At 37.7% G+C, this 12,607-nt stretch carries 11 protein-coding genes and 2 pseudogenes; 9 read left to right on the forward strand and 4 right to left on the reverse strand.

The features are described 5' to 3' along the window. The first annotated feature begins 13 nt into the window (after nucleotides 1-13). The 3 genes from ACFINO_RS01885 (at nucleotide 14) to ACFINO_RS01895 (ending at nucleotide 4,318) form a co-directional block, all read left to right on the forward strand. A complete protein-coding gene (locus ACFINO_RS01885) occupies nucleotides 14-328 on the forward strand; it encodes an SH3 domain-containing protein (protein ID WP_375612971.1) in 315 nt (104 codons plus the stop codon). Between the two features lie 260 nt (nucleotides 329-588). After that, nucleotides 589-2,898, forward strand: a complete 2,310-nt coding sequence (uvrB, locus tag ACFINO_RS01890; RefSeq protein WP_375654958.1) for an excinuclease ABC subunit UvrB — start codon at nucleotides 589-591, stop codon at nucleotides 2,896-2,898. A 628-nt stretch (nucleotides 2,899-3,526) separates the two neighbouring features. Beyond that, complete coding sequence (locus tag ACFINO_RS01895) at nucleotides 3,527-4,318, forward strand: BA14K family protein (protein ID WP_375610127.1); 792 nt, start codon at nucleotides 3,527-3,529, stop codon at nucleotides 4,316-4,318. A 67-nt stretch (nucleotides 4,319-4,385) separates the two neighbouring features. Here ACFINO_RS01895 and ACFINO_RS01900 read toward each other — a convergent pair. Continuing rightward, nucleotides 4,386-4,697 (reverse strand): annotated as a pseudogene (locus ACFINO_RS01900) (MBL fold metallo-hydrolase); the annotation flags it as partial. Nucleotides 4,698-4,701: 4 nt separating this feature from the next. Between ACFINO_RS01900 and ACFINO_RS01905 the strand changes: the two are divergent. Continuing rightward, a pseudogene (locus ACFINO_RS01905) lies at nucleotides 4,702-5,100 on the forward strand (sensor histidine kinase); the annotation flags it as partial. A 482-nt stretch (nucleotides 5,101-5,582) separates the two neighbouring features. Beyond that, nucleotides 5,583-6,206, forward strand: a complete 624-nt coding sequence (locus tag ACFINO_RS01910) for a BA14K family protein (protein WP_375654959.1) — start codon at nucleotides 5,583-5,585, stop codon at nucleotides 6,204-6,206. Between the two features lie 67 nt (nucleotides 6,207-6,273). Here the strand turns inward: ACFINO_RS01910 and ACFINO_RS01915 are convergent, their stop codons facing one another. After that, nucleotides 6,274-6,924, reverse strand: coding sequence for an MBL fold metallo-hydrolase (locus tag ACFINO_RS01915; protein WP_375617610.1), 651 nt, complete (start codon nucleotides 6,922-6,924; stop codon nucleotides 6,274-6,276). Nucleotides 6,925-7,068: 144 nt separating this feature from the next. Here ACFINO_RS01915 and ACFINO_RS01920 point away from each other — a divergent pair, with 144 nt between their 5' ends. Then, entirely contained in the window at nucleotides 7,069-7,773 is a 705-nt protein-coding gene (locus ACFINO_RS01920) for a response regulator (RefSeq protein WP_375612976.1), read from the forward strand. Nucleotides 7,774-7,781: 8 nt separating this feature from the next. Then, the gene (locus tag ACFINO_RS01925; protein ID WP_375654960.1) at nucleotides 7,782-9,122 is read left to right on the forward strand and encodes an ATP-binding protein; all 1,341 of its coding nucleotides are present in this window, start codon (nucleotides 7,782-7,784) and stop codon (nucleotides 9,120-9,122) included. 45 nt (nucleotides 9,123-9,167) lie between these two features. Here the strand turns inward: ACFINO_RS01925 and ACFINO_RS01930 are convergent, their stop codons facing one another. Both ACFINO_RS01930 and ACFINO_RS01935 read right to left on the reverse strand, forming a co-directional pair. Further along, a complete protein-coding gene (locus tag ACFINO_RS01930) occupies nucleotides 9,168-9,668 on the reverse strand; it encodes a YbjN domain-containing protein (protein WP_375642836.1) in 501 nt (166 codons plus the stop codon). Nucleotides 9,669-10,071: 403 nt separating this feature from the next. Next, entirely contained in the window at nucleotides 10,072-10,317 is a 246-nt protein-coding gene (locus tag ACFINO_RS01935; RefSeq protein ID WP_273791228.1) for an accessory factor UbiK family protein, read from the reverse strand. A gap of 305 nt (nucleotides 10,318-10,622) precedes the next feature. On the opposite strand from ACFINO_RS01935, the gene lgt reads away from it, so the two are divergent. Both lgt and ACFINO_RS01945 read left to right on the forward strand, forming a co-directional pair. Further along, entirely contained in the window at nucleotides 10,623-11,501 is an 879-nt protein-coding gene (gene lgt, locus ACFINO_RS01940) for a prolipoprotein diacylglyceryl transferase (RefSeq protein ID WP_375654961.1), read from the forward strand. Next, a complete protein-coding gene (locus ACFINO_RS01945; RefSeq protein ID WP_375654962.1) occupies nucleotides 11,476-12,555 on the forward strand; it encodes a class I SAM-dependent methyltransferase in 1,080 nt (359 codons plus the stop codon). The genes lgt and ACFINO_RS01945 overlap by 26 nt, the downstream gene beginning before the upstream one ends. The last annotated feature ends 52 nt before the right edge of the window (nucleotides 12,556-12,607 follow it).

The raw sequence follows: 12,607 nt of genomic DNA on the forward strand, positions 1-12,607 counted from the left end.
TCTTTACAGAAAAATGAAAAAAATCGTCATTTTTTTTATGTTTGGCTCTTTCTTTTTAGCCACAACAATATCAGAGGCAGCAGATGCTTTTGTTACGAGAAATCTTAATTTTAGAACAGGTCCCAGCACTCAGTATGCACTTTGCGGCTTAATCTCTGCTGGAGAATTAGTTTTTGTTAAAAACTGTGAAGGAAATTGGTGCCATATCCGATATAACACTCAAATAGGTTGGGTGTCATCTCGTTATCTTTCATTTAAAGATGGAAATGATCTTTATCACACATATACAATGTCTTTAATGCCCAAACGTACCGATTATTCTCCATAACAGCCATAATAACTTATGCCCTCTTGAATATCATCATGGTAAAAATGCAATAGTGTTCACGAACAACCACAAATATGCTCCCTCCAAAGAAATACTTCGAAGAATTTGTCTCATAGAAAAAACTTGATTAATATCCTAATGAAGGCTTCAATAAACCAAAACAAATCTGTTCAATAACGTTTTGCTGTTGTCGTAATGAAATTGTAAAAATTAGTATTTTCTTTAAAATCACCAGCACTTTTCTATCAAAGGATACAACAATGAAAAATGGTGTTACTGCAACAGTAGAAGCTCTTTCTGCTCTTATTGCTTCAGGTAATCCTCTTTTTAAGAATGGTGCATTATGGACACCTCACCGCCCTATTCGTCCCGAAAAATCTGAAGGTGGTATTCCATTTCAACTCGAAACATCTTTTAAACCAGCGGGGGATCAACCTCAAGCCATTAAAACTCTGGTTGAGGGAATTCAAAAAAATGAACGTACACAAGTGCTTTTGGGTGTTACCGGCTCAGGAAAAACCTATACAATGGCCAATATCATTGAAAAAACACAGCGTCCAGCTTTAATATTAGCTCCCAATAAAACTCTAGCAGCGCAGCTTTATGGGGAATTTAAAAGTTTTTTCCCCCATAATGCCGTCGAATATTTTGTTTCCTATTATGACTATTATCAGCCAGAAGCCTACGTTGCACGCTCTGATACCTATATTGAAAAAGAATCCTCAATTAATGAACAAATCGACCGTATGCGCCATGCTGCAACACGTGCTGTCTTAGAGCGTGATGACGTCATTATTGTCGCATCTGTATCCTGTATCTACGGGATTGGTTCAGTAGAAACTTATACTGCTATGACCTTCCAAATAGCAAAAGGGGACAAACTCAATCAACGAAAACTCTTGGCTGATTTAGTCTCTCAACAGTATTATCGACAAGATATCAATTTCATTCGTGGTTCCTTTCGTGTTCGAGGGGATACAATCGAAATTTTCCCTGCCCACCTCGAAGATCGTGCTTGGCGTATTTCGCTCTTTGGCGATGAAGTAGAAACAATTACGGAATTTGATCCTCTAACGGGTCAAAAAACAGGTGATCTTCAATCGATTAAAATTTATGCCAACTCACACTACGTAACACCACGCCCAACACTTAACCAAGCGATGAAATCGATCAAAATGGAACTCGTTCAACGCCTCGATGAATTAAATGCGGCTGGACGTCTTTTAGAAGCACAACGTTTAGAACAACGTACAATTTTTGATTTAGAAATGTTGGAAACTACCGGCTCATGCTCTGGAATCGAGAATTATTCACGCTATTTAACGGGACGAAAACCCGGAGAACCACCACCAACCTTGTTCGAATACATTCCAAATAATGCTCTTGTTTTTATCGATGAAAGCCACGTAACCATTCCCCAAATTGGTGGCATGTACCGAGGTGACTTTCGTAGAAAAGCAACCTTAGCAGAATATGGTTTTCGCCTCCCTTCTTGTATGGATAACCGTCCTTTGCGCTTTGAAGAATGGGATGCTATGCGCCCACAAACGATTGCTGTCTCCGCAACACCTGGACGGTGGGAAATAGAACAATCTCACGGCACTTTTGCAGAACAAGTTATTCGCCCCACAGGGCTTGTTGACCCACCAACAGAGGTTCGTCCAGCCAAAAATCAAGTCGATGATGTTGTGAATGAAATTCGTAAAACAATTCAAAAAGGCTACCGTACATTGGTGACAGTTCTCACAAAGCGTATGGCCGAAGACTTAACTGAATATCTCCACGAACAAGACATTCGTGTACGCTATATGCATTCTGACATTGATACATTAGAGCGCATTGAAATTCTACGCGATCTTCGGCTTGGCACCTTTGATGTCCTCATCGGTATTAACTTGCTCCGAGAAGGCTTAGATATTCCAGAATGTGGTTTTGTTGCCATTCTAGATGCCGATAAAGAGGGCTTTTTGCGCTCTGAAACTTCCCTCATACAAACAATCGGACGTGCTGCACGTAACGTAGATGGCCGTGTTGTCCTCTATGCAGATACGATCACTGGTTCCATAGAACGAGCCTTACTGGAAACACAAAGACGTCGACAAAAACAAATAGCCTATAATGAAGAACACCATATCACACCGAAAAGTATCAAAAAAAATATCGGAGATATTCTTAATTCAGGCTATGAAAACAACCATATTCATACAAATATCCCTGATGTCATCGAGAAAAAAAATATGGTTGGCAACAATTTAGCATCTCATATTAAACACCTCGAAAAATTAATGCATGAAGCAGCTGCTGATCTTAATTTTGAAGAAGCAGCACGCCTTCGCGATGAAATCAAACAATTACAAAAGATAGAACTAGAACTCGCGGAAAATCCCTTAACACATCATAGCGAACAATCCACCCATGAGCGCGTATTACAACCAAGTCTTTTCTCCAAACCAGACCTTGCACACATGGGACCAACCATGGACACTGGTATTTTGGAAAATCAAAAAGGAAAATCTCGTAAAAACAACCCTAATCAAGCAACAATAAAACGAAAAAAACGCAATCAATGAAGGAGCAAAAAATTTCAAACCGCATAAAATAATCTTCAGCTCTTCTAAAAAAAGACGAAAGCTCAAAAGCAAACAGCGTTATCCGAAAAATAGACAACCTCCAACATCAAGGGTGCTCCAATTTGTCTAAGACAACATGAGAAAGAACATTTTACAAAAAAATCCTAAAATATATTATCTTATACAGTTATACTCTGATATCTAACTCAATATTATTTGTCCTTACAAGAAAATATTCAAATAAGACACTGTTCTATAATACAAATAAAGTAAAACAAGACTTTATCATAGCACCATAAGCCTATGATAAAAAATGATAACTTTTATTCATACATCTATTGTTCAATTCATATTGTACCAAACAATAAAAAAGTACCCATAAATAAAGAGTTTATATCCCATAGTAAAAATCTGGTACTATCAATACAAACTTATTATTTAACCTCAAGCAGAGTACATTAATTGAAATCAAAATTCTGTTATTATTTCATTTTACTGTCTCCGCGATAGATTTAACTAAATAAATTTTTATTTTTTTTGTCACAATAAAGTCCCAAATTGTTCAGGCTCTATTCAGTTTGAAACGTGTAGGGTGTGAAAAATACGAATTAACACAAGGAGCATCATTATGAAAAAAGTGATCAGGTTAGCGGTATTATCAGCAATGTCAACTGTGACCATTTTGATGCCGCTAAATGCAACGCTTGCGGATATGGCATGGAATCGTAGTGACTCTATCTCGAGAGAAATAGATGATATGATGAGGAAGATGCGTAAAGAAAGAGATGATGCGATAAGGGAAATAAGGAAGAGAGCTGATATTCTGCCTTGCGGTTTTTCTCACTCCCATTGTTCTGATAAAAAACGTGGTTTTTTTTCTGATGATTTCCAAAAGTTTGTTGATGATTTCCACAAGAGTTCTGATGACAACAAGAGAAGATTTAAAGCCAAACATGAAAGGTCTGTAGCCAAACATAGTAAGACGGAACAACAACAACAACAACACCATCATCACCACCACCACCATTATCATCATGTTGAAAACAAAACATATCATTACGTCGAGCGCAAAAAGACAAAACACAGTAATATTCATATAGACAACTCAGGAGATGCTTTAGCGGTGGGCATTCTTGGTCTTGCAACAGGTACAATTCTTGGTACAATTTTAAAAAAACCAGAACAGCCACAAGTGGTTTATCAAATAGTACCACAAAGTCAGGTAATTTATCAAAAAGTTCCGCAAAATCAAAGGGTTTATCAAGTGCAGCAAACGGTGGCATATGAGCCATTCCAGCAATCATTAGAATCTGATTGGCTTAACTATTGCAAGAAAAAATACCGTTCCTTTAACCCTAAAACAGGGACCTTTCGAGACCGTAATGGTTTGGAACACATTTGTTATGCCCCAATAAATTAACTTCTGTTCCGTCCTACTAAAAAAGTTTTAAATGGCAAAAAAACGCTTCAAAGCGTTTTTTATTTGCTCATATATTAAAATCTTGAAGAAAAGGATTATTTTGTCGCTCATAGCCTATGCTACTTTTGGGACCATGCCCACAGATAAAACAAACATCATCGCCTAAAGGTAAAACTTTTTCTCGAAGGGATTGCATCAATTTTTCATAAGAACAGAAGGGGAAGTCCGTACGTCCAATAGAACCACGAAAGAGAACAACACCCAAGAAGGCTAAGCGCTATTTCTCATTGAAATAAATAACATGACCAAGGGAATGCCCCAGTGTATGCAAAACCCTAAACTCATGTCCAGCAAAATACACACACTCACCATCTTCTAACTATATCGAACAACGCCCCATGATGCTTGCGGATGTAAGCCATGATTTAAGAACCATTCTCACCCGTTTTAAACTTCAGCTAACATTAGCAAATACTGACTTTGATATCAAGCCGCTTGAGCAAAATGTGAGCGACATGCAAAACATGTTAGACGATTACCTTTCTTTTGCCCGTAGTGAAGAAAGTGAGTGTGTTAAAACTTTTGATTTAAATGCTCTTATGCAAAAATTCTCTACCGATGCACATCTTCACAAACGTCAATTTTCCTACACCATTGAAAGACCTACACAAATACAGGCACGCCCACGTGCCTTCACGCGTCTCATCAGCAATCTTGTGTCAAATGCATTTTGTCATGCCAATACTGTCAAACTAACAGCCATATCCCAACAAGAATGTTTCCCATATATCAAAAAAAGTTCCCGCAATATATTATATTTATACAGTTATAATATGATATCGAACTCAATATTTAGCCTCACAAGAGAGTAGTGAAACAGGACTGTATTCAATCACACAAATAAGGTGAAATAAGGTTCTATCTTAGCACCATAAGCCTATAATAAAAAACGATAACTTTTATTCATACACCTATTGTTCAATTCATATTGTATCAAGCAATAAAAAAGTACTCATCAATAAATAATTTATAACCAATAGTAAAAAATCTGGTGCTCTAAATACAAGCTGCTTAATTAAGCTTAAGAAGAGTACATTAATTGAAATCAAAATTCTGTCATGATTTTATTTTATTGTATTGATAATAGTTTTAACTAAATGAATTTTTATTTTTTTGTCACAATAAAGTCCAAAATTGTTCAGTCTCTATTCAGTTTGAAACGTGTAGGATGTGAAAAATACAAATTTACACAAGGAGCATCATTATGAAAAAAGTGATCAGATTAGCGGTATTATCAGCAATGTCTACTGTAACCGTTTTGATGCCATTAGATCCAACGCTTGCGGATATGGCATGGTATCATAACTATGACATGAGAAAGGAGGCTGGTTTACCGTCTCACAATTTTAGCTCCCATTTTTCTCATAGTGAACATCACTCTTTTGATAATCCCCACAAGCGTCATTATGTTAGCCATAAATGGGGAGCACAACAACACCATCATGTTGAACACAAGACATATCATTATGTCGAGCGCAAAAAGACAAAACACAGTAGTATTAATATAAATAACTCAGGAGAAGCTTTAGCAATGGGCATTCTTGCTCTTGCAGCAGGTGCACTTCTCGGCAAAATTTTTAAAAAATCAGAACAGCCACAAGTTGTTTATCAAACCGCACCACAGCATCAAATTGTATATCAACAGGTTCCACAAGAACAGATAATTTATGAAGCTCCGCAAACGGTGGAATATGAGCCAGTACAACAATCATTAGAATCTGATTGGCTTCAATATTGCAAGAAAAAATACCGTTCTTTCAACCCTAAAACAGGGACCTTTCGAGACCGTAATGGTTTGGAACACATTTGTTATGCCCCAATAAATTAACTTCTGTTCCGTCCTACTAAAAAAGTTTTAAATGGCAAAAAAACGCTTCAAAGCGTTTTTTATTTGCTCATATATTAAAATCTTGAAGAAAAGGATTATTTTGTCGCTCATAGCCTATGCTACTTTTGGGACCATGCCCACAGATAAAACAAACATCATCGCCTAAAGGTAAAACTTTTTCTCGAAGGGATTGCATCAATTTTTCATAAGAACAGAAGGGGAAGTCCGTACGTCCAATAGAACCACGAAAGAGAACATCACCCAAGAGGGCTAAGCGCTCTTTTTCATTGAAATAAATAACATGACCAGGGGAATGTCCTGGGGTGTGAAAAACCTTAAACACATGTCCAGCAAAATGAACGCACTCACCATCTTCTAACCATTGATCAGGAATACAGATGCAAGCATCAGTGATACCATAATTTTTTGCGCTTTCGCTCACGGCATCCATCACAGGCTTATCATCGCGATGTGAACCAATAATTTTTACATTAAGCGCTTCTTTCACTTGCATTGCTGCTCCTACATGATCAAAATGACCATGTGTTATCCAAATAGCCTCAACGATAACACCATTCTTTTCGATTACGTCTTGAATCCGCGGCCAATCACCACCAGGATCAACGAGAACCCCCGTTTTACATTCACTATCAAAAAGCAAAGTACAATTTTGTTGGAATGTTGTAACTGGAATAATATGTATATTAAGACTACCCATAATATCCTTTTCAAAAATAACTTTTTTAAATTTATAAATAAAACTTTCTCTCTTTTAAGGTAAAGGTGCTGCTCGACAGCTTTATACAACTTATGTAAACTTGCATTTTGTGTAAACTAAATTTTTATCAAGGTTTTTTTAAGAATGAGCAATCACGTTCAAGTTTTGTGTGACGATGCCCCTCACCTTCTTGTGATTGATGACGATACACGTATTCGCAATCTTTTATTTCAGTTTCTCATTAAAAATGGATTTCGTGTTTCAGTTTCAGCCAATGCGAATGAAGCAAGACGACTGTTGGCAAGTTTAGATTTTGATCTTCTTATTGTTGATGTCATGATGCCTGGCGAAAACGGTATTGATCTCACTCATTCACTCCGCCAAACAAAAGATGTCCCTATCTTCATGTTAACAGCTTTATCAGAAATAGACAATCGTATCCGTGGATTAGAAGCAGGGGCAGATGATTATCTGGCTAAGCCGTTTGACCCTCGTGAACTTCTCCTTCGCATCAACGCCATTTTACGACGTGGTTTTCCCCCTCACCAACCCAAAATTGAGCAAATAGTTTTTGGTCCTTATATATTTTCAATTTCACGACGCGAACTCAAAAAAGGAGGAGAAATTATTAAATTAACAGATAAAGAACAAGAAATGATGGTCATGTTTGCCGAAAATGCAGGCGATACAATTCCGCGCCATAAATTCGCGACCGATGACAGCAATATAAGTGAACGTGCCATTGATGTGCAGATCAACCGCCTTCGTCGTAAAATCGAAAAAAACCCAGCACTGCCTATATGGCTCCAAACCGTGCGAGGAATAGGGTATAAACTCTCTATTGAATAGGCACAAGAATGATCAAACCTTTAAGATTTTTTCTTCGATGGTTAACGAAAAAAATGCCTAAACGGCTTTATGCTCGCTCTTTGATCATTATCATCGCTCCCATGGTGCTTCTGCAAACGGTCATTGCTTATGTCTTTATGGAACGACATTGGCAAATGGTAACCGAGCGTCTTTCAACGGCTGTCGTGCATGATATTTCAGCCATTATTGATATTCTTGAAACATATCCCCAACAAGATAACTATGAAGATATCAAGCGTATTGCACAACAACGTATGGGATTAAATATTTCTATTCTATCTCCTACCTCCTTACCCCCTCCAGGACCTAAGCCATTTTTTGCAATTCTTGACTATTTTTTAAGTGAAGAAATCACCCGCCAAATTAACCGTCCCTTCTGGATTGATACCGTAGGAGATTCTGATCTTGTTGAAATCCGTATCCACCTTTGTCACAACATCTTACGCGTCTTTGCTCCACGCAGCCAAGCCTATGCTTCCAATACTGCTATTTTTTTAAGCTGGATGGTAGGAACAGCTCTTGTTTTATTGCTGATAGCAATTTACTTTTTACGCAATCAAATCAAACCGATTCAACAATTGGCTGAAGCAGCAGAAAGCTTTGGACGCGGTCGTCCTTTACCAAAAGGATTTCAACCACAAGGAGCTGATGAAGTCCGTCGTGCAGGCATCGCTTTTTTACGTATGCGAGAACGTATTGAACGCCAAATCGAACAACGCACCATGATGCTCTCAGGAGTAAGTCATGATTTAAGAACCATTCTTACACGTTTTAAACTTCAGCTAGCATTAGCAAATACTGGCTTTGATATTAAACCGCTTGAGCAAGATGTAAGTGACATGCAAAATATGTTAGAAGATTATCTTGCTTTTGCTCGTGGTGAAGGAAGTGAAAGTGTCAAGACTTTTGATTTAAATGCTCTTATGAAAAAATTCTCCGCCGATGCTCATCTTCACAAACGTCAATTTTCTTACACTATTGAAGGTCCTACAGAAATACAAGTACGTCCCCGTGCTTTTACACGCTTGGTCAGCAATCTTGTATCAAATGCATTTTGTTACGGCACGACCGTTAAACTAACCGCTAACTCTCAACAAGAATCTTTTATATTGATAATCGATGATAATGGACCTGGAATTCATAAAAATATGCGCACAGAAGTTTTTAAGCCATTCTTTCGACTTGATAAAGCGCGAAATCAAGATGCAAGTGGAACAGGGCTTGGTCTTTCTATTGCTCAAGACATAGCACGCAGCCATGGTGGCAATATACAATTAGATGAGAGCCCACTCGGGGGATTGCGCGCTATTCTTGATATCCCCCTATGAGCAATATTTCAGCAAACCGTCTGTAAAAATAACAAACTGTATATTTTAGGCATTCCCTACAGTTTCAAACAAAGTGTACTGCAGTGCCTTGTAAGCACTTTCTCCCGACAAAGCAACCATCTGAAATGCAACATAATGGCTTTCACAGGCTTTAAGTGCATGTATCAATAATGTTTCAACCTGTATATGAGATGGATGCATCCCACCAGCCAAAAGAAGACCTTGTCGATAAATAACTGAATTATTCCTTTGCCAGTAATCAAAATGTCCCAACAACAACTTTTCATTAATTGCTAGCAATAAGCGCTGTATTTCAGCTGTTCGAGCATTTTTAATAGAAAGATCAAACGAACAAGCTAAATGAAGTGCTTCATGCTCTTCCATCCATGAAAAAGCAAGACGATAGTTTGCGCGTTTTCCTTCCACACAAACGCTAATTTCATCTTCTGCATCCCGCTCAAACGACCAATCATATTCACAGGCAATCTGTTCGATAAAGTCGACAGGGTGCTCTTTTCTTTCTGTGGCGCAAAATGCAAGCCTCATCACAATCCTCAATCATCTTAAAACATTGTCAACAGAATATAAACCGTCTAAACTGTAACAACATTTTGCTACAATCAGAACCTTTACACCAAACAAATACACATAAAAACATCGACAGTACACAAACACCCAGAACACAATCGCGCTGTTTAGGGCAACCTGATAGTCATAAAACGAATCATCAAGTCTTTTCAGTGTATTGATACAATTTCATAGCGCCAGCCCCCCTGATTCAAAAAAATGTATTTTACCCCCAAAAAAAATCAAAAATAAACAAATGCTCCGCTCTAACAGACTCAAGATTAAGCATTTTTTAGTTTCACGCATCATATTGAAAAATTGGGGATATTTTTTTGAAGATTCTTTTTTTTAAACTATTTTACTTTTTTGTGTCTGCGTTTTTTTAATCATCTTTTTTTAAATCATCAAGGCGTCTTTTCAAATCAGCGTTATCAGCATGGATTTTCAGCACCATCTCCTTAAAAGTCTCAAACTCTTCGCGAGAAACAAGATCAAGTTTGTTTGCTATCTTTTCAGCCTGCACACGAAAAGCTGTTCCAGCTTCACGTCGTATGCCTTGCGCAACGTCAGCAGCATCCGTTGCTAATTTTGCTAATTCATCAAGAATACGATTTGATCCATTACGCATAACCTTTTTCCTTAAATTTTAATTATTGACGCACGCATTATAGCGTATTCTCATAACATTTAGATACTGTAATTTGTTCCTTTTACTCTATATTTTACATACTGTGCAGATTTTTCATAATGATTTTGTTTAAGATTTTTTAATATTCCTTTTATCACCATATTTTTTACCGCGATAAATCAGTGGAAATCTCCCCCCCTTTCTGACTAGCCTCCCTACTGACTTGACCATTGTGTATTCATCTGTCATTTCTGATCATCAGAGTCACTTCATATTCATCTCGTATAATGTAAGATGCTTAACTCATGAACAATTTGTCTTGTCCAGCCATTGCTTTTCCGTCTTTTCTTGATCCTGTTATTATCCAGCTAGGTCCCATAACACTTCATTGGTATGGACTTGGTTACGTGCTGGGTATTCTTTTTGCTTGGTGGTATGCGCAAAAATTATTAAAAGAAACATCTCTATGGTATAGAAACTATCCTCCTATGGATAAAGAAAAGATCGGAGATTTTGTTGTCTGGTCTGCCATAAGTGTTGTTGTCGGAGGGCGTTTAGGACAAGTTCTTGTATGGAATCCCATTTACTATTTTAATCATCCAAGTGCTATTATTGCCGTATGGGATGGGGGAATGTCCTTTCATGGCGGACTTATTGGTATTATCATTGCTATGATCTGGTTTGCCCGTAAAAATCATATTAACATACGAGCCATGTTTGATATCATTGCTGCAGGTGCTCCTCTTGGTATCGGCATTGTACGAATCTGCAACTTCATTAACCAAGAATTATGGGGTAATATTACTACACGTCCTTGGGCTGTTTGTTTTCCTCTCGATCCTTACTATTTACCGCGCCATCCAAGCCAGCTTTACGAAGCATTTATGGAAGGATTTCTTCTCTTCATCATCCTGTGTCTTCTTATTTTTGGGTTCAAAGCATTAAAACGTCCCGGTACTGTATCAGGAACATTTATTATAGGCTACGCAGTAACACGCAGCATTTCTGAAATTTACCGTGCGCCTCAAGAAGATCCAGAATGGTTTTCGACTCTTTTCCATTCTACTGGTTTTACCTATGGCATGGCTTTATCTCTTCCCATGCTTCTTGTAGGGTTTTATCTTCTTCTCCACGCCTTTAAATATAAACCGACAGAAAATGGCCAATCTCAAAGAAAAAATTAAAGAAATTATTGTCCTTAATGGACCAATCACTGTTAGCCAATATATGACGTTGGCACTTACAGATCCTCAATTTGGTTATTATCAAACACAAACACCTTTCGGACGTGCTGGTGATTTCATTACAGCACCTGAAATAAGCCAATTATTTGGAGAAATGATTGGCATTTGGACTCTTGCAAGCTGGAAAGCTCAAGGTTATCCTCATCCTTTTATCCTCGCTGAGATAGGTCCAGGACGTGGAACTTTGATGGATGACATTTTGCGAACTATCCAAAAGCTTTCTACAAGAGCATTTAATGCTGCTGAAATTTTTCTGATCGAAATAAGCAAAAAACTTGCAAAAGAACAAAAAAAGCGCCTTTGCTCTTATCAAAAACAAATCCATAGCATTGAAAATTTTAATCAAATTCCTTCAAAACCTCTCTTTCTCATTGCTAATGAATTTCTCGATACACTCCCTATCAACCAATATATTAAAATCAATGGAGAATGGAAAGAGCGCCGCATTACAGTCAATCAAAATGGAGATTTCATCTTTATTGCTGCCCCGCATAAACTTCCCTCTTCTTGTCTACAAACCTATTGTTCTAAAGTGCCTGACGAAACAATTTTTGAACATGCCCCCTTACGGCATCAATTCATGCAACAAATCAGCCACCATTTAGTGCAAGTGACGGGTTCTGCTTTACTTATCGACTATGGTGCTTGTGAGCTTGCCTTTGGCGATACCTTGCAAGCACTCTCAAAACATAGATTTCGTGATGTTTTTGATGCCCCTGGTGAACATGATTTAACATCCCATGTTGATTTTTCTTTTTTAAAAAACATAGCTCTTGAACAGGGCTGTTTTGCTGAAATCTTAGAGCAAGGAGAATTTCTTTTTAAAATGGGGCTACTGGAGCGCGCAAACCAGCTTGGAGTTGGCAAAAGTGCTCCTTTGCAAGACAAAATCCGCCAAGACATCGAACGGCTCGCTGGTCCAGATCAGATGGGAAAATTATTTAAAGTTTTACATTTCAGTGATAAAAATATCTCCATACCTCCCCAATTTTAGTGATCGGCGCTTTTGTCAATAAACACATCATTATCTGAAATATTCATTGACA

Source organism: Bartonella sp. AA83SXKL (genome assembly GCF_042196965.1).
Classification (GTDB): Bacteria; Pseudomonadota; Alphaproteobacteria; order Rhizobiales; family Rhizobiaceae; genus Bartonella.